The sequence below is a fragment of the Isoptericola sp. NPDC019693 genome, from assembly GCF_044389085.1.
In the GTDB taxonomy this organism is placed as follows: domain Bacteria; phylum Actinomycetota; class Actinomycetes; order Actinomycetales; family Cellulomonadaceae; genus Isoptericola.
Map to the genome: position 1 here is coordinate 623,798 of NZ_JBIRXP010000001.1, position 21,779 is coordinate 645,576.

Sequence of the window (21,779 nt, forward strand, 5' to 3'; positions counted from 1 at the left end):
AAGCGTGGGCGCGAAGATGGAGGGCTCAGGGGTGGGAGCGCAGGATCGCCCGTGCCGCGCGGGTGCCGCCGTGGATCGCACCCTCGAGGTGCCCGGCGAACGCTGTCGACGTCTCGGTCGACGCCCAATAGACGCGGTCGGGTGACGCTCCGGACGCCTGAGGTTGGAAGCCCGCGTCGCCGAAGGTGGCCGTGCTCCCGGCCGGTACGCCGGCTGGCGTGGTCCAGCGGTCGCGGCTCCAGTCCTTGACCCGCACCACGCGCGGGCTCTTCGCCGCGGGGCCGAACAGGGTGGCGAGCTGGGTGAGGAAGACGTCGGCGATCTCGGCGTCGGACTGTCCCTGAAACGTGGCGGCGCGGGCGAAACCGAAGATCGCCGGAGCGCGGCCGGCGTCGTCGCTCATGTCGTGGAACTCGCGGAACGGGCCGCGGTGGCTGATGCCGGCCCCGGCGAGCCCCGCGGAACGCCAGAAGGCATCGTCGTAGACGGCGACGGCCTTGACCGCGTCGCCCATCCAGACCGCTGTCTCCCGGGCGGTACGCAGTAGCCCGGCCTCGGGCGCGGGGCGCAGCGCGATCGTCCCGACGGCCAGGGCAGGAGGCAGCGCGAGCACCACGGCCCGCGCCCGGATGCTGACGGTCTCCTCGTCGCGCAAGGTCTCCTCGTCGCGCCGGACGTGAGCTGGTGCTGTCGTGGTGACCGTGACGCCGTCGGCGTCTGTGGTGATCGACGTGACCTGGTGGCGCAGTCGGACCGTGCCGGCGGGCAGGGCGTCGTGCAACGCCTGTGCGAGGCTCTGAGTGCCGCCGCGCACGCGGAAGGAGGGGACGTCGAGCGGGTTCCCCTCGACCCGCACGGTCGAGGAGTCCGGCATCTCGGCGAGCGCGTCCCCGCCGAGGTACTGCTCGAACGAGTCCACGCCGAGCCGGTGCAGGAGGGCTCGAATCTGCGGCTCGTTCGGCCACCACCAGGTCGCGCCCAGGTCGACCGGACCCGTTTCGGTGGTGACGGTGAGGGCCCGCCCACCGACCCTGTCCCGGGCCTCCAAGCACAGCACGTCCTGCCCGGCGTCGGCCAGGACGAGGGAGGCGACGAGTCCGGAGATGCCGGCGCCGACCACGACGACGTCGGTCTCTGTCGCGCTGCCACCGGTACCCGGTTCGGGGCGCACGTGCTGGTCCGGGTTCATGGGTTCCTCAGGGTCGTGGGGTCGGCGACGGGTGCTGGGCTGCGCGCGTCCAGCACCGTCCGGAAGCGGACGGTGCCGGCCTCGAGCCGTTCGAGGGCGGCGCCGACCTGGTCGAGGGGGACGATCTCGGTCACCGGCCGGACGCCGTGCAGGAGGGCGAACTCCATCGCTTGCTCGATGTCCGGCGGGCTGCCAGTGAGCTGCCCGGTAATCTGCTGGCCGGTGGTGACCAGCCTGGCGGCGGGCACGGCGAGCGTGCCCGCGTCGACGCCGACCAGCGTGAGCCGCCCGCCGACGGCGAGCCCGTCCAGGAGCTCGGTCGCGGGCTCGGTCGAGGACGCGGTGAACACGATGAGGTCCGCGCCGCCGAGCGCGGCCAGCGCTTCTCCCGGGCGAGTGCGGTCGCTGTCGACGTAGTGGTGCGCCCCGAGGGCGCGTGCCTGCCCCTCACGCTCGGCGCCACGCGCGACGGCGACCACCTCGTGACCCATCGCGGCGGCGAACTGCACGGCCAGGTGACCGAGTCCGCCCACGCCGAAGACAGCCACCTGTGACCCCGGGCGCAGACCGGCGTGCCGCACGGCGTTGAAGGTCGTCACCCCGGCGCAACCCATGGGCGCCGCGTCGAACAGGTCAAGGCCGTCCGGCACTCGAGCCAGAGCGTCGGCCGGGACGGTGACGGACCGCGCCCAGCCGCCGGGGTAGGACAGCCCGGGGATCTGTCGGTCGGCGCAGTGCACCACGTCCCCGCTGCGGCACAAGCGGCAGTGGCCGCAGGAGCCGCCGAACCAGCCGACGGCGACGCGGTCGCCCACCCTCCAGCCCGGGACGCCGTCGCCGACCTCGGCGACGGTCCCGGCGATCTCGTGGCCGGGAGTGGCGGGGGAGACCGCGCTTCCGTTCCGGCGCGCGGTCGCGACGTCCGCCCGGCACACGCCGCTGGCCGTCACGTCCACCCGCACCTGGCCGACACCGGGGCGTGGGACGGGTACCTGCTCGGCGAGGATCGGGCCTCCCGGCTTGTGCACGCGCATGGCGACGGCGGTGCGGGTCACGTCTGGCTCCCTCGAGGGCGGTACGGGTGGGGGCGCGTCCGGGGCGGCGCGCCGCGGCGACCCTACGAACCTTCGGTCGGGTGCAGTAGGTGACCACGGTGAATCTGGCCATAAGGTGGGGTGATGGCTGACCGGTTGAACCCCGACGCATTGCGGTACGCACAGGCAGTCGCCCAGGCCGGCTCGTTCAGCGCCGCGGCACGTGAGGTCGGGGTCACGCAGCCGGCCCTGTCCAACGGCATCGCCAAGCTCGAGGCACGCTTGGGTGAGCGCCTCTTCGACAGGACCGCCCGCGGCGTCACCGCGACGCCGTTCGGCGCGCACCTGCTCCCCCTGGTCGACCGGGCCGTCACCGCACTGGACGACGTCGATGCCGAGGCCAGGCGCTGGAACGCCCCGGCCGCCGACAGCATCCGCATGGGTGTCTCACCGCTGATCGACCCCCGCATCGTCGGCCGCGCCTACCGGGCCGTGCGCGACCTGTGCGAGCCCGATCCGTGCCAGCTCGTGCTCCGGGAGGCCAACATGGGCGAGCTGCGCGACGCCCTGGCCGCCGGCGACCTCGACGTCATCGTGGTGCCGTCGGTGGCCCCGATGCCCCGCTTCGAGCACCGCGTCATCGACTCCGAGCCGGTCGTGCTCGTCGAGGCGGAACCCGAGACCACCGGCCCCGCCGAGCTGGCCGACCTGGCGGGCAAGCAGCTCATCCTCATGCCCGACACCTGCGGCCTCACCGCCTTCACCCGCGACCTGCTCGGCGCGCACGACATCGCGGTCCGCGACTACCCGGGCGAGGCAGCCAGCTACCGGGTCCTGGAGGAATGGTCCGCCCTCGGCCTCGGGTCCGCGATGCTGCCCGAGTCGAAGCTGACCGGCCCCACCACCTCCCAGCGCAAGGTCCTCGACGACGGCGTCGAGGTCGAGATCTTCTACGAAGCGGTCTGGGACCCCCGCTCAGTGAAGGCGGACCTGCTGCGCACCCTGGCCGACGGGCTCGAGGCGCCGCAACCCGACAGCACCCCCAGCCACTGACCGGGTATTCACCCGCGCTATCGACACATTCGCCGCACGCCCCTACCGCGCGACGTGCCCCGCTCCTAGCGTGACCGGCCGGACGGAACCACCGCCCTGGCCCACGAAGGAGCACACCCATGGCCTACCTCGAGATCACCCTGAGCGTCGACGCCGCCGACCGCCCCGCCGCCGCGGGCGTCTACCAGCAGTACAAGCAGCCGTTCCTCGACACCGTCACCGGCGCCACCAGCAAGGAGCTGCTCGTACGCGACGAGGACGTCCAGGTGCTGCACGGCTTCGACACCACCGCCCACGCACGGGCCTACCTCTCCTCGGAGCTGTTCACCCAGGACGTCGTCGGCGGCCTGAGCCCCCTGCTCCAGGCCGACCCCGAGATCCGCATCTACGAGACCGCGTGAGCGAGGCCACGACCATGACCGACCAGAACCCCACCTTCACCGGCCGCAAGGCCGTTGTCATCGGCGGCACCAGCGGCATGGGCTACGCCAGCGCCGCACGCATCGCCGCGCAGGGCGGCGACCTCGTCGTCGTGGGCCGCAACGAGACCAAGCTCGCGGCCGCCCGCGACCGCCTCGCAGAGCACGGCACCCAGGTGCACACGATCGCCGCGGACCTCGCCGACCAGGACGCCGTCACGGCCCTGCGCGAACGACTGACCACCGTGCACGCCGACGCGACCCTGCTCGTCAACGCCGCCGGCGTCTTCGTCCCCAAGCCGTTCCTCGAGCACACCCCCGCGGACTACGACTCCTACCTCGACCTGAACCGGTCGACCTTCTTCATCACCCAGACCGTGGCGGCCTCCATGGTCGAAGCCGGGAACGCCGGCGCGATCGTCAACCTGGGCTCGATGTGGGCCCACCAGGCCATCGCAGCCACCCCGTCGTCCGCGTACTCGATGGCCAAGGCCGGGCTGCACGCCCTCACCCAGCACCTGGCCATCGAGCTGGCACCCCACAAGATCCGGGCCAACGCCGTCGCCCCCGCCGTCGTGCGGACCCCGATCTACGAAGGGTTCATCCCCAAGGACGAGGTCGACGACGCGATCAGCGGCTTCGACTCGTTCCGCCCCCTCGGCCGCGTCGGCACCCCCGAGGAGATCGCCGAGATCGTCACCTTCCTGCTCTCCGACCAGGCCGGCTGGGTCACCGGAGCCGTCTGGGACGCGGACGGGGGAGTCATGGCCGGTCGCCACTGACCTGGCCATGCCCACGGCGATACGTCGCGTGCCTTGGCTCCGACAGTTCTTCGGTGCATAAGGAGATGTCGCCATCGCCGCAGGCACAACGCCCGCCCGCGATCGAGGTGTGGAGGAAGATCGCCTCCGAACCCACAGCCGAGCGCCAGGCCCATACAGCGGTGTTCCTCTGCTCCGGCCTTGCAACAGGCATCAACGGTGTCGTCGTCCCCGTCGAGGCGGCTGCGGTCGCTAGGAAGGAGCAGCGATAGACGAGTGCGGCATCAGGTGGCGGCTCACGTACCTCGCTCTGAACGAGATCGAGGCGCCGTTCCCTGCCGACCGGCTCGAGCGCGTCCGCGGCAAGGTCGGGCATCTGCGGCGTGTTCGTCCCGGTGCGCGTGCCGCGTCCGGGAAGGATGCCTGGTGGCAACGGCGCCCTGACCAGCCCTTCGGCCGGTCACGCCGCGCCCAGCGACCACTTCGCAACCAGCGATCGGATGTGTCCCAGGTGGACTTCGATTTCACAGCCCCGTCAGACCTTGTCCCGGACCACGAGGTGTCCGGGGCCGAAGAGGAGATGACCGCAGGCCCGTACGAGCCGTCGTGGGACGGGCTCGCGGGGTATGCCACGCCGGACTGGTTCCACCGCGCCAAGTTCGGCGTGTGGGCCCACTGGGGGCCGCAGTGCCAGCCGGAGGCCGGTGACTGGTACGCGAAGAACATGTACGTGCCGGGGAGCCGCGCGCAGGAGACCCACCTCGAGCGGTTCGGGCACCCGAGCGAGGTCGGGTTCAAGGACGTGATCCACCAGTGGCGCGGTGAGCGCTGGGACCCCGAGAAGATCGTCAGGCTCTTCAGCGATGCCGGTGCCCGCTACGTCGTCGCGATGGCGAACCACCACGACAACCTCGACCTGTGGGCGTCGCGTCACCACCGCTGGAACAGCGTCGATCTCGGGCCACGCCGCGACATCGTCGGCGAGTGGGCCGCGGCGGCGCGGGCCGCCGGGTTGCCCTTCGGGGTCAGCATCCATGCGTCGCACGCGTGGACCTGGTACGAACCGTCCCGGGGCTGCGACGCCGAGGGTCCGCGGGCCGGGGTCCCCTACGACGGCGGCCTCACCGCGGCCGACGGCGCAGGGACCTGGTGGGAAGGACTCGACCCGCAGGAGCTGTATGCCCAGAACCACCCGGTGAGCGAGGGTTTCGGCGACCTGACGCGGAGCAAGTACCAGTGGGCGTGGGGCGAGGGAGCGAGCCGGCCCGACGCGGACTACTGCCGCAGGTTCCACGACCGCACCATCGACCTCATCAACCAGGTGAACCCGGATCTCGTCTACTTCGACGACACCGCACTGCCGCTGTGGCCGGTCTCCGACGCTGGTCTGCGGATCGCCGCACACCTGTACAACCAGAGCCACGCACGGCACGGGGAGAATCGCGCGGTCCTGCTGGGCAAGGCCCTCACCGAGGACCAGAAGGAGTGCCTGACCTGGGACATCGAGCGGGGCGCGCCCGACGCCGTCCAGCCTCGGCCGTGGCAGACCGACACCTGCATCGGTCATTGGCACTACGACCGTCAGCTCGCCGAGCAGCACGGCTACAAGTCCGCGCTCACGGTCGTGCGCACGCTCGCCGACGTCGTGGCCAAGAACGGCAACCTGCTCCTGAGCGTCCCGCTGCGGGGCGACGGGACGCCTGACGCCGACGAGGTCGAGGTCCTCGGGGGGATCGGTTCGTGGCTCCGGCGCCACGGAGAGGCGATCTTCGACACCGCTCCGTTCCACGTCGCCGGCGAGGGGCCGAGTCTCGGGGCCGCCCGCCCGCTGCGAGGGCCGGGGTTCAACGAGGGAACCGTCGAGTTCACCGCGAGGGACGTCCGGTACACCCGGACGGACGGTGCGGTCTACGCCATCCACCTGGACCGGCCCGACGAGCCCGTGTCCCTCACGGCGCTCGGGCGCGAGCGCCTCGGTCACCGCGTGCGGTCGGTCACGTGGCTCGGCGTCGACCCCGCCCCGACCTGGACCCAGCGCCCGGATTCCCTCGATGTCTCACCGCCCCCGCGTCGGGACGGCGATCCCGAGGTGCTCGAGCGCTGCGTGGTCCTGCGGGTGGACCTGGACCGCTGACAGGGCGCACGCCTTCTCGTCCGCGGTGGGAGGTCAGTGCGCGGCGAGGAACTCCAGCAGGGCGTCGGCGACCTGCCCGGGCGCCTGCTCCGCCTGGTGGTGGCCGGAGGCGATCACGCGGTGGCTCAGCGCATGCCGCAGCCACGGCTGCCAGATCGCGGCCGGGTCGCCGTGCACGTCGAGGTCGTCGTCGGCGGACTCCAGGAGCAGGACGGGGCAGTCGACGCGTCGGCCGGCGGCCCGGTCGGCTTCGTCGTGCCGGCGGTCGATGCCGAGCCCGGCGCGGTAGTCCTCGCACATGCCGTGCACCACCGCCGGGTCGCGCAGCGCCGCCCACAGGTCGGCGTGGTTGCCCGCACCGATCTCCTCGGGCGGCGGGGTGCGGTACCAGGCGTCGGGGTCGGCCGTGATGACGCGTTCCGCGGGCTGGGCGTCCTGGGCCAGGAACCACCAGTGCCACCAGGACAGGGCGAACGTCGCGTCGGTGCGCTCCAGGTGCTCGACGACCGGGAGGCCGTCCATCACGACGAGGTGCGACACCCGCTCCGGGTGGTCCATCGCCGTGCGGAACGCGACGAGCGACCCCCGGTCGTGCCCCGCCACGGCGAAACGTTCGTGCCCCAGGGCGTCCATGAGCCGGACGACGTCGAGCGCCATGGCTCGCTTGCTCGACTGCGCGTGGTCCGCGGCGTCCGGAGGCAGCGACGACCGGCCGTAGCCGCGCAGGTCCGGGCAGACGACCGTGTGCCGGGGTGCGAGCCGGCGCGCCACCTCGTGCCACGTGGTGTGGGTGCGCGGGTGGCCGTGCAGCAGCACCACCGGGGTGCCGCGTCCACCGTGCCGCACGCGCAGCGTCACGTCCCCGACGGCGACGCTCTCCAGCGTGAAGTCCTCGAACATGGCGAGACGGTAACGACGGCCGGAGATGCCCGCCCGCGGGCTCGGCGCGCGGCCCCGGTCTGCGTGCTGCCACGCAGACGGCTGCGGGTTTCCCGTGCTCCTGCGACCGGGCCGTCGGGCACGGGGCGCAGGCTCGGGGGCGTCTGCACGGAACCCGACCCCGAGGAGGACGCAGATGCCGACGATCAGCGAGCTGGCCGTGCGCACGCCCACCACCCGGCGGCGGCACGTGGACCTGCTGCGCGCCACCGCGATCATGGCGGTGGTCGCCGGGCACTGGCTGATCATGACGGTGGTGCGGACCCCGGACGGCGAGCTGACCGGCTTCACGGCGCTGCCGCAGCTGCCGGAGCTGCACCCGGCGACCTGGCTCTTCCAGGTCATGCCCCTGTTCTTCCTCGTCGGCGGAGTGTCGAACGCGATCTCCTGGACGCGGCACCGTGACCGCGGCGGCGACGTCGCCGGATGGCTGCTGGGCCGCAGCGCCCGGCTCTTCCCGCCGGTGACGGCCCTGCTGCTGGCGACCGCGGCGGGCGCGCTCGTGGCGGTCTGGGCCGGCGTCCGGGAGGGGTTCGTCGTCCAGGCCGTGGCCCTCGTGGTGCTGCCGCTGTGGTTCCTGGTCGTCTACCTCGGCGTCGTCGCCCTGACGCCGACGATGCACCGCCTGCACCGCAGGTACGGGCTCGCGGTGCCCGCCGTCCTGCTCGCGGGCGTCGTCGCGGGCGACATGCTGCGCCTGTCGACCGGCGTGGAGCTGTGGGCGGCGGGAAACTTCGTCTTCGCGTGGCTCGCCGTGCACCAGGTCGGCTTCGCGTGGGAGGACGGCAGCCTGCGCCTGACCCCGCGCCGGGCGGCGATCCTCGTGGCGGGCTCGGTGGCCGCGCTGCTGCTGCTCACGGGGCCGGGTCCGTACCCGGTGAGCATGGTGACGGTCCCGGGCGCCGCCCTGCAGAACCCGTCGCCCCCGTCCCTCGCGCTCCTGGCGCTCGCCGCGGCGCAGGTGGGGCTCGCCGTCCTCGTGGCCGGGCCCGCCGACCGGTGGTTGACCCGACGGCGGCCGTGGGCGGCGGTGATCGGTGTGAACGCCGTCGTGCTGACGGTGTTCCTGTGGCACATGGTCGCCTCCTTCGTCGGTGCGCTCGCGCTCGACGCCGCGGGCCTGCTCCCGTCGGCGGACGTCGGCACCACCGCCTGGTGGCTCGGGCGGGTGCCCTGGATGGCGACGCTCGCGGTGGTGCTCGCGGCGTTCGTCGCGCTGTTCGGGCGCATCGAGACCGGGGCCCTGACCCGGAGGCTCACAGCCACTGAAGCCGCCGGTGACACCGCCCGTGACGTCGCCGCGGCGTCTGGGAGGGCACCGTCCCGAGGCGCGCCGTTCGCCACCCTGCCGGTCGTCGCCGGTGCGTACGCCGCCGCGATCCTCGGCCTGCTGTGGCTGGCGTCGTCGAGCGACGGGCCGTACGGACCCTTCATGGTGCCGACAGGCGCCCTGGTCCTGGTGCTCGGCGCGGCCGCGGTGCTGCGGGTGGGCCGCAGGGATGCGCACGATGAGAGCCGCGAGGCGACGAAGGGACGGCAGTGATGCGGGTGGAGAACGAGACGATCGAGGCGGACGAGACGCTGGGCGGGGGTACGGCGCAGGCGCGGCGTCCCACGGCCAAGGTGGCCGTCGTCGGCGCCGGTGCGGTCGGTGCGACGCTGGCCTACGCGGTCCTGATGCGGGGCGCCGCGCGGGAGGTCGTGCTGTACGACATCGACACCGCGAAGGTCCGCGCCCAGGCCCTCGACCTCGCGCACGGCATCCAGTTCATGCCGATGGCGCACGTGGTCGGGACCGACGAGATCGCCGCGTGCGCCGGCGCGGACGTCGTCGTGGTCACGGCCGGTGCGAAGCAGCGGCCCGGGCAGACGCGGATGGACCTGGCGGGCTCGACGGTCGGCCTGGTGCGCACGCTCATGCCGCAGCTCGTCGACGTCGCGCCGGACGCCGTCTACGTCATGGTCACCAACCCGGTGGACGTGGTCACCTGGGCCGCGCTGCGGTTCTCCGGGCTGCCGCGAGCCCAGGTCCTCGGCTCGGGGGCCGTGCTGGACTCCTCGCGGTTCCGCTACCTGATCGCCCGGCACGTCGGCGTGGCGGTGCAGAACGTGCACGCGTACATCGCCGGCGAGCACGGCGACACCGCGGTGCCGCTGTGGTCCTCGGCCACCATCGGCGGCGTGCCGCTCCTCGACCTCGGCCCGCTCGACGGCCGGGCCACGCTCACCGAGGCGGCCCGGGACGCGATCGCGCACGACGTCGTGCACTCCGCGTACGAGATCATCGCCGGCAAGGGGGCGACCTCCTACGCCATCGGTCTGGCGAGCTCCCGGATCGTCGAGGCGGTGGTGAACGACGAGCACCGGGTCATGCCGGTCTCCTCGCTGATGACGGACCAGCACGGCATGGGCGACGTGTGCCTGTCGATGCCCACGATGGTCAGCCACGCCGGCGCCGGCACGGTGCTGCCGACGCCGATGTCGGGCGCCGAGCTCGCCGCCCTGCGACACTCTGCCGAGACGCTGCGCGCCGCCGCCCGCCAGCTCGGCCTCTGACGGCGCGGGCCCCGGGCGGCGCACGACACGAGGGGAGCGGGGATGTCGGACGCCGCGCTGAGCCTGATCGTGCTCGCCGCGGCGGTCGCCCTGTTCGTGTGGAACCGCCTGCCCGTCGGCGTCGTCGCGGTGCTCACGGCGCTGGCCCTGGCCGCGACCGGCGTCCTCACCCCGGAGCAGGCGATCGCAGGGTTCGGCGACCCCGTCGTCCTGTTCATCGCGACCCTGTTTGTACTGAGCGAGGGCCTGCAGGCGTCGGGCGTGACCACGTGGGCAGGGCAGCAGCTCCTCGCCCGCGCCGGGACGGGGCGCACCCGCGTGCTGGTCGCCCTCATGGCGCTGAGCGCGGCGCTCGCGGCCCTGGTCACGCCCAACGGCGCCGCCGCCGCGGCGCTCCCCGTGATGGTGCTCGTCGCACGCCATGCCGGCGTGGCCACCTCACGGCTCGCGATCCCGCTCGCCTACGCCGCGAGCGCCGGCGCCCTCCTGACGCTCAGCGGCAGCCCGGTCAACGTCATCGTCTCCGACGCCCTGCAGGAGACGACCGGCACCCGGTTCGGCTTCTTCGAGTTCGCCGCCGTCGGTGCGCCGCTGGTGCTGGTCACGGTGGTCGTCGCGGTGCTGTGCGGCGACCGGCTGCTGCCGGACCGGGGCGAGCCGCCGCGCGGCGCCGGCCCACCGGTGCAGGCCCCGCCCGAGCGCCTGGGCGCACGGGCGGCGGGCGCGGTCGCGGTGCTCGTCGCGACGATCGTGATGCTGGCCTCCGGCGCGCTCCCGCCCGCGGTCGCCGGACTCGTCGGCGCGGTCGGCATGGTCCTCGTGCGGGCCGTCCCGGCGTCGCGGGCCCTGCGCGCGCTCCCGTGGGAGACGCTCGTCCTCATCGCCGGGCTCGTCCCGCTCTCGGTCGCCATCGCGGACTCGGGTGCGGCCGACCTCCTCGCCGACGTCGTCGTCGGCGTCGTCCCCGCGGGCGAGGGGCACCTCCTGCTGGCCGCGCTGTTCGTGCTCACGGCCCTGCTCGGGCAGTTCATCTCGAACGCGGCGACGGTGCTGGTCGTGACCCCGATCGCCCTCGCGGCGGCGGAGGGGGTGGGCATCTCGGCCGCACCGGTGCTCATGCTCGTCGCGACGGCGGGGGCGGCGTCGTTCCTCACCCCGATCGCGACCCCCGCGAACATGATCGTCAGGGGTCCGGGGCGCTACCAGTTCGGCGACTACTGGCGGCTGGGGCTCGTGATGATGCTCGCCTGGCTCGTGGTCGCCACGCTGCTGATCCCGGTCGTCTGGCCGCTGACGCCCGCCTGACGCCACCGTGCCGACCTGAGGTGCGCAAGCGCTTTCCAACCGGCCGCCCGGTGTGGTCTGCTGTCGGCCCATGATCCTCAACGGAGTGCCCTGGTTCGACGACCGCGGCGAGGTCGTCAACGCCCACGGCGCCTGCCTCGTGGACCACGAGGGGCGCTACTACCTGTTCGGCGAGCACAAGACCGACGACGTCAACCGGTTCGACGGCGTGGGCTGCTGGTCGTCGACCGACCTCGAGCACTGGAGGTTCGAGCGCGTCGTCCTGCCGGTGCAGCCGGACGGGCCCCTCGGACCGGACCGGGTGGGCGAGCGACCCAAGGTGATGCGCTGCCCGGCCACCGGCCGCTTCGTCATGTACGTGCACTCCGACGACCTCGGCTACACCGACCCCCTGGTCGCCGTCGCCACGTGCGACACCGTGGCCGGGGAGTACCGCTGGCACGGGCCGCTCGAGCACCAGGGCGAGCCCGTGCGCCGGTGGGACATCGGCGCCTTCCAGGACGACGACGGCGCGGGCTATCTCCTGGTGCACGAGGGCGACGTGTACCTCCTCGCGGACGACTACCTGACGGCGCAGGAGAAGGTCGCGGAGCACCTGGCGCCCGGCGGCGAGTCGCCCGCCATGTGGCGATCCGACGACGGCTACCACCTGCTCGTGTCGCACAAGACGTCCTGGGAGTGCAACGACAACGAGGTGCTCACGGCGCCGACGGTGCGGGGCCCGTGGCGGCACGCCGGGCTGCTCGCCCCGGCAGGCACACTGACGCACAACTCGCAGTGCTCCTTCGTGGCACGGGTGCGGCGCGGCGACGACGTCGTGCCGATGTACGTGGGCGACCGCTGGTCCTTCCCGCACCAGGCCTCGGCCGCGACGCAGGTGTGGCTGCCGCTGCTGACCGACGGCGGCGCGGCGCGGCTCGGACAGTACTGGCCGGCGTGGGACCCGGCGACGGGCGAGCAGGTGCGGCTCGCCGACGACGCCCTCGACGTCGTCGAGGCTCCGTTCCGCTCCGGCGCCCCGGACGACCGCCTCGAGGTCGACGTCGAGGGCGCGCGCTTCGCCGTCGTCGGCACGACCGACGGCGGGAGCGGGTACGCCCGGGTCGAGCTGCTCGACGCCGGACACGTGGTGACGTCGCACCTCGTCGACTTCTACGCGAAGGTGCCCGACACCGGGCTGCGCTACGTCTCGCCCGTCCTGCCCGCCGGGCGCTGGACGCTGCGGGTGACACCGACAGGCGAGGTGCCGACGTGGTCGCAGAAGGACGGCACCCGGTTCGGGTCGACGGGCAGCCGTGTCACCGTGCACCGGGTGCTCGTCCTCGCCTGACCGCGTCGTCCGGGGTCCGGCGGCACGACCCGGCGGGCGGCCGGGACGCTCACGGCAGCCCGGGGACCACGTCGGAGTCGTCCGCGTAGGGGGCGAGGAGGAGCGAGGCCGTCGCCCAGCCGCGGGCCAGGAGGCCGGCGTCCGAGTCCGGCTCGGTGGAGCGTTCGGTGCCCTCGTACCTGACCACGAGACCGGGGTCGGAGGGGTCGTCGTCGTTGCGGGCGATGCGCGCGTGGACGGCCCCGAAGGTCGCCAACGGCGCCTGCCGCAGGCCGCGGAGCCGGTCGCGGGGGAGGTCCGGCACGTTGATGTTGAGGGTCCGCCGGCTCAGCGGGCGGCCCAGCAGCCAGGCGAGCGCGTGCGTCGCGACGTTCTCCGCCGTGTCCCAGTGCACGGGGTCGGCCGCGTCGAGCGAGACGGCGAGGGACCGCATCCCGAGCGCCGCCCCGGTCAGGGCCGCGCCCACCGTGCCCGAGTGCAGGACCGCGTTGCCCACGTTCGGCCCGCGGTTCACGCCGGACAGGACGACGTCCGGGACCTCGCCGAACGCCCCGTAGGCGGCCACGAAGGCGATCAGGGCGGGGTCGGCCGCCACCGCCAGCGACAGCACGCCCTCGGGCACCCCCGGGGACGGGTGCGAGGCGACGGCCAGGCGGCCGTCCTCCTCCGCCCCGTGCAGGGCCGCCGACGCGCCCGACGACTCCTCGCGCGGGGCGGCGACCACCACGTCCAGGCCGAGCGCGACCGCGCACCGCGCCAGCACCCCCAGGCCCGGGGAGTCGATCCCGTCGTCGTTCGTCACCAGCGCGAGCATCGTCCGCGTCCTCCCCGTCGTGCCGTCAGGCGAGCTCCTCGACCGTGATCCGGTCGGCGAAGCTCTCGATCTCCGAGCGGCTGCCCGTCCCCAGCCCGTGCCGTGCGACGTTGAGGGCGCCCGCCGCCGCGCCGAGGCGCACCGCGTCCACCACGGGCAGCCCGCGCGCGACGCCGACCGCGACGCCGGCCGTCATCGAGTCGCCCGCGCCGCGGTGGTCGACGGTCGACACCGACGGGGTCGTCAGGGTCGACGAGCCGTCGGGCGTGACCAGGAGCGTCGGCTCGTGGGCGCGGGAGACGACGAACGCGTCGAGCCCCTCCGCGACCCAGCCGGCCGCGGCCGCCCGCAGGGCCGAGGCGGAGTCGTCGTCCGTCAGGCCGCCGTCGACCATCTCCTCGTGGCTCATCTTCAGCACGGCGAGCGACGCGCGGTCCACGGTGCTCGCCACGTCCTCGCTCAGGTCCGCCACGACGGGGGTGCCGGAGGCCGCCACGTCGCGGGCGAGCCGGGCGAGGTAGTCCTCCGGCAGGCCGACGCCGTGCTGCGTCCCGGTCAGCACGCACACGTCCGCCTCCATGGCGGCCACCAGCGACGTGCCGTAGAGGTCGTCCAGGGCGTGCCGGTCGAGAGGCACCGACGGCATCACCACGTGGTGGGGGTCGTCCCCCGACCGGCGGTCCCGCACCAGCGTGCCTCCGCCGCCCCGGTGCGTCGGCCGGACCTCCAGGTCCTGGGTGCGCGCCAGGTGCGCCGCGATCTCGCCCGTCTCCCCGCCGAACGCGCCGCACACCACCACCTCGGCGCCCAGGGCGCGCGCCATGGTCGCGACCCAGAGCCCCTGGCCGCCCGGATGGACGTGCACCTCGGGGGCGTCGCGCACCGGGTCGGTCTCGATCTCGATCGTGAGCAGGGGCTCGGGGGCGACGACGCAGATCCGGGGCGTGGGCGGCATGCCTGGACCGTAGCCGCAGGCCATGGTTCCCGCCCGAGGGGACGGCCCCGCGGGTAGCCTTCCTCTCGTCACCCACCCGCCGGCCCGAGGAGCGACAACCCCGGTGAGACGTTCGTCCCCCAGCATCTCGGACGTCGCGCGTGCCGCGGGGGTGTCGATGGGCACGGTGTCGAACGTCCTCAACGGCACGGTGCGCGTGACGCCGGCGACCCGCGCCCGGGTGGAGGCCGCGATCCGGGAGCTCGGGTTCGTGCGCAACGGCGTCGCCCGTTCCCTGGCCGCGGGTCGCAGCTCCACGCTCGGCTTCGTGATCATCGACCTCGCCAACTCCTACTTCCTCGACGTCGCGCGGGGAGCGGAGGCCGAGGCGGGCCGGGCCGGGCTGAACCTGCTCCTCGCGAACTCGGACATGTCGGAGGAGAAGCAGCGCACGTACCTCGACCTGTTCGTCGAGGACCGCGTGGCGGGCGTCCTCGTCGCGGCGAACCACGGCTCGACGCAGGACCTGCACCGCGCGGCGCCGGGTGTGCCCCTCGTCGTGGTCGACGCGGCGGGCGACCCCTCGGACGTCTGCTCCGTCGTGCCGGACAACGAGCTGGGCGGCTACCTCGCCGCCACGCACCTCATCGAGGGCGGACGCCGGCGGCTGCTGTTCGCCGGCACGACCGAGCTCGTCCCCGTCCGCGACCGCCTGCAGGGGGTCGAGCGCGCCGTCGCCGAGCACCCGGGCGTCGTGCTCGAGGTGGAGCACACGGGCAACGTCCAGGTCGAGGACGGCCGGCGCGTGGGGGACGACCTGGTGCTGCGCGGCGCCGACGAGCGGCCCGACGGCGTCGTCGCCGCGGCGGACCTGCTCGCCGTGGGGGTGCTGCAGTCCCTGCTGCTGTCGTCGTCCCTGCGCGTCCCCGACGACGTCGCGATCATCGGCTACGACGACAACCGGGCCGCGTGGGACTCCGCCGTCCCGCTCACGACGATCCGGCAGCCGGGGGAGGCCATCGGCCGGGAGGCCGTGCGGCTCCTGCTCGAGGAGCTGGCCGCGGGCCCCGAGGCGCACCGTCACCGCCTCGTCACCTGCGAGCCGCTGCTGGTGGTGCGGGCGAGCACCGTCCCCGCCTGACGGTCCCGGGCCCTGCTCTTCGGTCGCCGGTCCGGTAGCCGGGTCAGACGCCGGGGCGGCGCGGGAGGCGGCCCGCCAGCACGTCGCCGATCCCGGTGCGCAGCCGCTCCGCGTCGTCGAGGTCGACGGGGCGCAGGCGTCGCGGCAGCGCCGCGACGACCAGCGCGTACGCGTCCAGGACCAGCTCCTCGACGAGCTCCGGGGTGATGCCCGGGCCGGCGGCCACCGAGATCCAGTGCCGCTTGTTCATGTGGTACCCGGCGGTGACGTGCGCGTGCTCCTGGCGCAGCGCCTCGCCGTCCTCGGGTGCGCACTTCAGGGTGACCAGCGGGGTACCGGTGACGTCCGTGGTCATGCAGAACACCTTGCCCTGGACCTTGAACACGTCGTGCTCGGGGCCGAACGGCCACGTGCGGGTCACGCCCGGCAGCGCGAGCGCGACGCGGGCGGCGAGCTCCTGGTGCTCGACGGGCCCCACGTCAGCCCTCGCGCGTCGCCCGCAGGGCGTCGCCCTCGACCTCGGCGGCGCTCCAGAAGTTGCGCAGCATCTCCTCCGGAGTGAGGAGCGAGTCGCGCTGCTCGACCGGCTCCTCGGCGCCCGCGATGGCCTTGACCTCGTCGTGGATGCGCTCCATCGAGCTGTCGAGGGAGGAGGCGACGTCGGCGGCGAGCTTGAGCGAATCGGTGAGGTGGCGGGGCACGTCGCGCGCGTACTTGTAGTAGATCTTGTGCTCCAGGCTCGCCCAGAAGTCCATGGCGATCGTGCGGAGCTGGATCTCGACGATCACGTGCTCGACCCGGTCGGAGAGGTAGACCGGCACCTGCACGATGAGGTGCAGGGACTTGTACCCGTTGGCCTTGGGGTGGGCGATGTAGTCGCGCTCCTCCAGGACGGTGAGGTCCGCCTGGTTCATGAGCATGTCCCGCACCTTGTAGATGTCGGAGACGAAGCTGCAGGTGACACGGACGCCGGCCACGTCGAACATGTGGTCGCGGACGCCCTCGGGAGTCAGGGGGATGCCCTTGCGGCGGCACTTCGCGACGATCGACTCGAGCGACTTGAGGCGCGAGCTGACGTGCTCGACCGGGTTGTAGTTCTGCATGTGCCGGAACTCGTCGCGCAGGATCGAGATCTTGGTCATGACCTCGTCGATCCCGAACTTGTACGTCAGCACGAGCCGCCGCAGCTGGTTGACCAGCGCACGGATCTCGGCGGCCTCGGGGGAGTGGTGCGGGGCCCCCGGTACTGAGTCGTGCATCGGGTCGGGCATCGGGTCGTGCATCGAGTCGGGCATCGAGTCGTGCGCAGCCTCGTGCGAGTGCGGTGCGTCCTGCCCTGCGTCCTGGCTCACGGGCACCACGGTAGACGGGTTTCCGCGTCGGCGAGTATCCGACTAGTCCGGTCGGATCTGTTCGCTATTCGAGACGGACCGGACGAACCGTTGACACCCCTCTTCCGGACACCTACGTTCCTGCGCACCGGGTCGGACGACCGCGGCGCCGCGAGGCGGTCGCGGTCGCACGTCCCGGGTGGTCACGAGCTCCGACGCGAAGCCCCGGCTCGTCGGACGGCAACCCCCAGCGCGGGTGGGTGCCCCGGGTGAGGACCAGGCCGGCCGTCGCCGACGGCACGGCAACACGCGACCCCGCCTCGGCGGGAGCAGGAGAGGGTGAGCATGCACCGCGACGCGACCACCGTGCGCCCCCTGTCGTCCCGGACCCGGCACGTGCCGTCCGGTTCGACGACGATCGCCTCGACGACGATCGCCTCGACGCTGCCCGGCACGCCGATGTCCGCCACGCCGATGTCCACCCCGGCGTGGTGTCGACGCCGCTGACCGCGGTCTGACCGTCCGCCGCCCACGGCGGACGACCGTCCCCGACGGCCCGGCGTCCGCCGGGCACGGCCGCAGACGCCCCCGCCCGTCCGTCCCGGCGGGCCATCCTCCCCTGCCCTTCCGGCGGCGGCGCGCACCCGCGGGTCCATGACCCGTGCCCGAGCGCGCCCCGCGCCGCGTCCGATCGGAGCCGACGTGCCGTACCTGCCCTCCTCCACGCCCAGCACCGCCCCGTCCCCCCTCGTCGTTGGGGTCGACCTCACGGCGGCCGGCGCCCGCCCCGGGGTCCACCGGGCGCGCGGCATCGTGCAGCCGCGCTCGTTCGACGGCGAGCGGTTCGTCCAGCTCGTGCGCACCGCCGACGGCGGGGGCCTCGACCTCGTCACCCTCGACGAAGGCTTCCTGCTGCACCCGGGCCGCAGGCAGGTCACGGGGCGCCTCGACGCCGCCGTGGCCGCCGCCCGGGTGGCGCCGCACACGAAGCGTGCCGGGCTCGTGGCCGCCGTCGACACCGTGCACGTGGACCCCGCCCACGTCGCGCAGGCGATCGCCCGCGTCGACCAGGCGAGCGCCGGCCGTGCCGGGTGGCAGGTCGGCCTCCCCGCCGGGGCCGTCGTGCAGGACGAGGGCTGGGCCGAGCAGGCCGCCGGCGTCGCCGCGCAGGTCGTGCGGCAGTGGGGCGGCCTCGCGGCGGGGGCCACGGGTGACACGGCCGGCGCTGTCGTCGTCGACGACGAGGGGCGCTTCCGCGTCGACCACGACGGCATCCGGTTCGCCGTGCGTCGCCTCCGTCCCGCCGAGGGCCGCCCCGCCGACGGCGCTCGCCGGGGCGCCGCGGGGCGTCAGGGCAGGCCGCCCGTCGTCGTCTCCGCCCGGAGCGAGGCCGCGCTCGACCTCGCCGCCCGGACCGCGGACGTCGTGCGCGTCGCCGCCACCGCGCCCGCGCGGGCGATCCGGCTGCGCTCCCGGCTGCGCGACGCCGCCGAGGCCGCGGGGCGCGACCCCGACACGCTGCGCGTGCTCACCGAGGCGTACGTCGTGCTCGCCGAGGAGCGGGCCAGCGCGCAGGCGCGGCTCGAGCTGGTCGAGGCCCTGGAGGGACCGGAGGTCTCGGGCGGGCTGCTCGTGGTGGCGGGAACGCCCGACGACCTCGCGGAGACGATCGTCGGGTGGCGCGACGCGGGAGCGTCGGACGGCTTCCTGCTGCGGCCCTCGTCCCTCGGCCCGGACCTGGACGCGATCGTCGACGGCCTGGTCCCGCGGCTCGTGCGCGACGGCGTGCGGACGGTCGCGTCCTCGGCGCCGCGCACGCTGCGCGCCACCCTCGGGCTCCCCGAGGCCGGCCCCGCGGGCGCCGACACCTACGGCGGCACCGTCCCGGCCCACGCACCCGGCCGGCCCCGTACCCGCACCGAACGCGCCGGCGACGCCCGGTTGGTGCGGGCGTGAGCACCCGGCCCGGCGCCCGCACCCACGACCGTGCCGCTTCCCTGCCCGCTCCCGTGACCGGAGGCCCTCGATGACCGTCACCGCACCACCGTCCGCCCGTCATCCCGGCTCGCCCGCCGCTCCTGACACCGGTCGCGCGGCCTCGCCCGCCGCCGACCCGCGTGCGCGCGGGCGCGCCGACCGGGAGCGAGAGCTCGCCGCGCCGCACGGCTGGCTGAGCCTGGCCGGCTTCCACTGGCTGCCGTCCCGGCCCGCGCCGCTGCCCGGCGTGCCCGGGCTGTGGTTCGCCGACGACACCGGCGCCCACCTGCGTCCCGGCGGCGCGGACGGTCCGCGGATCGAGGGGCGCGGGATCTCGGACGGCGCCTTCGACGGCGACGTGCCCGAGGGGGCCGGCGTCGTCCTGGGCACGTTCCTGCCGGTCGGCCGCGAACCCCTCGGCCGCGACGGCGGCCCGAGCGACGACGGGCCGGTCGGGGAGACGGCCGCGGTGGCGGTCGAGCTGTTCCGCCGCACGGGCCGTCTCGCGATCCGGCTGCGCGATCCGCACGCTCGCGCGCGCCTCGACTTCGCCGGGGTGCCCGTCTTCGCCCACGACCCGTCGTGGGAGCTGGAGGTGCCCGTCCGGCTGTACGACACGCCCCACGAGGTGGTGGTGGGGGCCGCGCGCCGCGGGCTGGTGCACCGGCTGCGGGCGGTCGGAGAGCTCGACCTGAACCGTGACGGCCGGACCGTCACGCTCCTGCTGACGGCCGGGCCCGGCGGGGCGCCGTCGCTGCTGTTCAGCGACGAGGCCCCTGGTGCGGCGCCCTGGCGGGTCGTCCGCCCCGACGTGCCGGAGTCGCTGACGCCCGGCACCGCCGGCGTCGCGCGGCTGGACCTCAACGACGCCGTCAACCTGCCGTACGCCTTCAGCGAGCACGGCACGTGCCCCGCACCGCCGCCGGGCAACCATGTGCCGTTCGCCGTCACGGCAGGGGAGAGGTCGCCGCGATGACCGCCGTCACGACCCCAGGCGCCCGGACGGCGACGGCGGCCCCGTCGCCCGCGGAGGAGAGCACCGGGACGACCCCGTACGCGCACCTGCGCATCGTGCCCGCCCGCCACGTCGGGCGATGGGCGGCGACGGCCGGCGTGGCCGTGCTGCTGGCGATGGTCGTCAGCTCGCTGGTCACCAACGACCGCTGGGAGTGGGACGTCGTCGCGCAGTACCTCACCTGGCCGTCGATCCTCTCCGGGGCGTGGGCCACGATCCGCCTCACCGCCGCGGCCTCGGTCGTGGGCTTCGCGCTCGGCACGGTCCTCGCGCTCATGCGCCTGTCCCGCTCGCCGCTGCTGGTCGGCGTCTCGTGGGCGTACACCTGGGTGTTCCGGTCCGTGCCGCTGCTGCTGCAGCTGCTGCTCTGGTACAACCTCGCCTACCTGTACCCGCACCTCAGCCTCGGCGTCCCCTTCGGCCCGGAGTTCCTCTGGTTCGACACGCTCGGGCTGATCGACAAGTTCGGCGCCGCCATCCTGGGCCTCGGGCTGTCGCAGGCCGCCTACTCCGCCGAGATCGTGCGCGCCGGCATCCTCAGCGTCGACCAGGGTCAGCAGGAGGCGGCCGCGTCGCTCGGCATCCCGCGCCGGCGCCAGGTCACCCGCATCGTGCTGCCGCAGGCCATGCGCTCGATCGTGCCGACCGCCGTCAACGAGGTCATCGGCCTGCTCAAGGGCACCTCGATCGTGTACGTCCTCGCGTACGGAGAGCTGTTCTACATCGCGTCCGTGATCTACGGGCGCAACGGCAAGGTGGTGCCGCTGCTCATCGTCGCCGCGATCTGGTACCTCGTGCTGACCACCCTCATCACGATCGTGCAGTACTACGTGGAGCGGCACTACGCGAAGGGCGCCGTGCGCACCCTCCCGCCCACCCCGCTGCAGCGCGTGCGCTGGACGGCGGCGGTCACCCGGGCGCGCCTCACGGGCCGTCCCGTCCCGAGCCACGTGCCGCCCGCCTTCGCCGCCCGCGCCCGCGTCGGGGTCCTCACCCGCACCGCCCGCACCTCCGGAGGCCCCGCATGACCGCCACCGCCGTGCTCGCCGCCGTCACCGTGCCGGCCGCCGGCCGCGTCGAGGTGCACGACCTGCACAAGAGCTTCGGCACCCTCGAGGTGCTCAAGGGCGTGGACCTCACGTTCGAGCCCGGCACGGTCACCGTCGTCCTGGGCCCGTCCGGCTCCGGCAAGTCCACCCTGCTGCGCGCGATCAACCACCTCGAGAAGGTCGACGCCGGCTTCGTCACCGTGGACGGCGAGCTCGTGGGGTACCGCCGTCGGCACGGACGGCGCGGGGACGTGCTGCAGGAGCTCAAGGAGCGGGAGATCCTCGGCCAGCGCACCCGGATCGGGTTCGTCTTCCAGGGGTTCAACCTCTTCCCGCACCTCACCGTGCTCGAGAACGTCGTCGAGGCACCCGTGTCCGCGCAGGGGCGTCCCCGCGCCCAGGTCGAGGCGGAGGCACGCGAGCTCCTCGCCCGCGTCGGCCTCGCCGACAAGGCGGACGTGCGGCCCCGCCAGCTCTCGGGAGGGCAGCAGCAGCGCGTCGCGATCGCCCGTGCGCTCGCCCTTCGCCCCCGCGTCCTGCTGTTCGACGAGCCCACCTCGGCGCTCGACCCCGAGCTGGTGGGCGAGGTGCTCGAGGTCATCAAGGACGTCGCGAGCACCGGCGCCACGCTCGTCGTCGTCACCCACGAGATCGGCTTCGCCCGCGAGGTGGCGGACTCGGTCGTCTTCATGGACGACGGCGTCGTGCTGGAGCAGGGCCCGCCCGCCCAGGTGCTCGACCATCCCCGCCACGACCGCACCCGTGCCTTCCTCGACAAGGTCCTCTGACCCTGCTCTC

Annotated in this window: 21 protein-coding genes and 1 riboswitch; of the genes, 14 read left to right on the top strand and 7 right to left on the bottom strand. The window is 74.1% G+C overall.

Translation table 11 applies throughout. The annotated features are described in order from the left end of the window. Nucleotides 1–25 precede the first annotated feature (25 nt). Both ACH436_RS02935 and ACH436_RS02940 read right to left on the bottom strand, forming a co-directional pair. On the bottom strand, nt 26–1,189 hold the full coding sequence (locus tag ACH436_RS02935) for a flavin monoamine oxidase family protein (protein ID WP_430558667.1): 1,164 nt from the start codon (nt 1,187–1,189) through the stop codon (nt 26–28). Then, the gene (locus ACH436_RS02940) at nt 1,186–2,244 is read right to left on the bottom strand and encodes an alcohol dehydrogenase catalytic domain-containing protein (RefSeq protein ID WP_430558668.1); all 1,059 of its coding nucleotides are present in this window, start codon (nt 2,242–2,244) and stop codon (nt 1,186–1,188) included. Before ACH436_RS02940 ends, ACH436_RS02935 begins: the two co-directional genes overlap by 4 nt. Before the next feature lie 123 nt (nt 2,245–2,367). On the opposite strand from ACH436_RS02940, the gene ACH436_RS02945 reads away from it, so the two are divergent. The 4 genes from ACH436_RS02945 (at nt 2,368) to ACH436_RS02960 (ending at nt 6,590) form a co-directional block, all read left to right on the top strand. Next, nucleotides 2,368–3,276 carry a LysR family transcriptional regulator gene (locus tag ACH436_RS02945; protein WP_430558669.1) on the top strand — a complete coding sequence of 303 codons (909 nt, stop codon included), beginning with the start codon at nt 2,368–2,370 and terminating at the stop codon, nt 3,274–3,276. Nucleotides 3,277–3,395: 119 nt separating this feature from the next. Continuing rightward, a complete protein-coding gene (locus ACH436_RS02950) occupies nt 3,396–3,677 on the top strand; it encodes a hypothetical protein (RefSeq protein WP_430558670.1) in 282 nt (93 codons plus the stop codon). After that, complete coding sequence (locus tag ACH436_RS02955) at nt 3,674–4,477, top strand: SDR family NAD(P)-dependent oxidoreductase (protein WP_430558671.1); 804 nt, start codon at nt 3,674–3,676, stop codon at nt 4,475–4,477. Before ACH436_RS02950 ends, ACH436_RS02955 begins: the two co-directional genes overlap by 4 nt. Before the next feature lie 559 nt (nt 4,478–5,036). Further along, nucleotides 5,037–6,590, top strand: a complete 1,554-nt coding sequence (locus ACH436_RS02960; protein WP_430558672.1) for an alpha-L-fucosidase — start codon at nt 5,037–5,039, stop codon at nt 6,588–6,590. A 33-nt stretch (nt 6,591–6,623) separates the two neighbouring features. On the opposite strand, the gene ACH436_RS02965 is transcribed toward ACH436_RS02960, so the two are convergent. Beyond that, a complete protein-coding gene (locus ACH436_RS02965) occupies nt 6,624–7,490 on the bottom strand; it encodes an alpha/beta fold hydrolase (protein WP_430558673.1) in 867 nt (288 codons plus the stop codon). A 175-nt stretch (nt 7,491–7,665) separates the two neighbouring features. Here ACH436_RS02965 and ACH436_RS02970 point away from each other — a divergent pair, with 175 nt between their 5' ends. The 4 genes from ACH436_RS02970 (at nt 7,666) to ACH436_RS02985 (ending at nt 12,720) form a co-directional block, all read left to right on the top strand. Then, nucleotides 7,666–9,072: an acyltransferase gene (locus ACH436_RS02970; protein WP_430558674.1), complete on the top strand. Its 1,407-nt coding sequence runs from the start codon at nt 7,666–7,668 to the stop codon at nt 9,070–9,072. Next, on the top strand, nt 9,072–10,085 hold the full coding sequence (locus ACH436_RS02975) for an L-lactate dehydrogenase (protein ID WP_430558675.1): 1,014 nt from the start codon (nt 9,072–9,074) through the stop codon (nt 10,083–10,085). The genes ACH436_RS02970 and ACH436_RS02975 overlap by 1 nt, the downstream gene beginning before the upstream one ends. Before the next feature lie 42 nt (nt 10,086–10,127). Further along, the gene (locus tag ACH436_RS02980) at nt 10,128–11,390 is read left to right on the top strand and encodes an SLC13 family permease (RefSeq protein ID WP_430558676.1); all 1,263 of its coding nucleotides are present in this window, start codon (nt 10,128–10,130) and stop codon (nt 11,388–11,390) included. A gap of 70 nt (nt 11,391–11,460) precedes the next feature. After that, a complete protein-coding gene (locus tag ACH436_RS02985) occupies nt 11,461–12,720 on the top strand; it encodes a family 43 glycosylhydrolase (protein ID WP_430558677.1) in 1,260 nt (419 codons plus the stop codon). 49 nt (nt 12,721–12,769) lie between these two features. Here the strand turns inward: ACH436_RS02985 and surE are convergent, their stop codons facing one another. Both surE and ACH436_RS02995 read right to left on the bottom strand, forming a co-directional pair. Further along, the gene (surE, locus tag ACH436_RS02990) at nt 12,770–13,534 is read right to left on the bottom strand and encodes a 5'/3'-nucleotidase SurE (protein WP_430558678.1); all 765 of its coding nucleotides are present in this window, start codon (nt 13,532–13,534) and stop codon (nt 12,770–12,772) included. Between the two features lie 25 nt (nt 13,535–13,559). Further along, complete coding sequence (locus ACH436_RS02995) at nt 13,560–14,489, bottom strand: PfkB family carbohydrate kinase (RefSeq protein ID WP_430558679.1); 930 nt, start codon at nt 14,487–14,489, stop codon at nt 13,560–13,562. Between the two features lie 103 nt (nt 14,490–14,592). Here ACH436_RS02995 and ACH436_RS03000 point away from each other — a divergent pair, with 103 nt between their 5' ends. Then, a complete protein-coding gene (locus tag ACH436_RS03000) occupies nt 14,593–15,609 on the top strand; it encodes a LacI family DNA-binding transcriptional regulator (protein ID WP_430558680.1) in 1,017 nt (338 codons plus the stop codon). A gap of 43 nt (nt 15,610–15,652) precedes the next feature. Here ACH436_RS03000 and ACH436_RS03005 read toward each other — a convergent pair whose 3' ends face one another. After that, nucleotides 15,653–16,087 carry an MmcQ/YjbR family DNA-binding protein gene (locus tag ACH436_RS03005; protein ID WP_430558681.1) on the bottom strand — a complete coding sequence of 145 codons (435 nt, stop codon included), beginning with the start codon at nt 16,085–16,087 and terminating at the stop codon, nt 15,653–15,655. A gap of 1 nt (nt 16,088) precedes the next feature. Then, nucleotides 16,089–16,868, bottom strand: a complete 780-nt coding sequence (locus ACH436_RS03010) for a GTP pyrophosphokinase family protein (protein ID WP_430559141.1) — start codon at nt 16,866–16,868, stop codon at nt 16,089–16,091. A 273-nt stretch (nt 16,869–17,141) separates the two neighbouring features. Next, nucleotides 17,142–17,255, top strand: a riboswitch (SAM riboswitch). Nucleotides 17,256–17,279: 24 nt separating this feature from the next. Here ACH436_RS03010 and ACH436_RS03015 point away from each other — a divergent pair. The 5 genes from ACH436_RS03015 (at nt 17,280) to ACH436_RS03035 (ending at nt 21,769) form a co-directional block, all read left to right on the top strand. Further along, entirely contained in the window at nt 17,280–17,447 is a 168-nt protein-coding gene (locus ACH436_RS03015) for a hypothetical protein (protein WP_430558682.1), read from the top strand. Nucleotides 17,448–17,642: 195 nt separating this feature from the next. Next, nucleotides 17,643–18,896, top strand: coding sequence for an LLM class flavin-dependent oxidoreductase (locus tag ACH436_RS03020; RefSeq protein WP_430558683.1), 1,254 nt, complete (start codon nt 17,643–17,645; stop codon nt 18,894–18,896). Between the two features lie 70 nt (nt 18,897–18,966). Next, nucleotides 18,967–19,893 (top strand): DUF1684 domain-containing protein, encoded by a 927-nt coding sequence (locus ACH436_RS03025; protein WP_430558684.1) that lies wholly within the window; start codon nt 18,967–18,969, stop codon nt 19,891–19,893. Beyond that, nucleotides 19,890–20,960, top strand: a complete 1,071-nt coding sequence (locus ACH436_RS03030) for an amino acid ABC transporter permease (RefSeq protein WP_430558685.1) — start codon at nt 19,890–19,892, stop codon at nt 20,958–20,960. Before ACH436_RS03025 ends, ACH436_RS03030 begins: the two co-directional genes overlap by 4 nt. Further along, nucleotides 20,957–21,769, top strand: a complete 813-nt coding sequence (locus tag ACH436_RS03035) for an amino acid ABC transporter ATP-binding protein (protein ID WP_430558686.1) — start codon at nt 20,957–20,959, stop codon at nt 21,767–21,769. Before ACH436_RS03030 ends, ACH436_RS03035 begins: the two co-directional genes overlap by 4 nt. Nucleotides 21,770–21,779 lie beyond the last annotated feature (10 nt).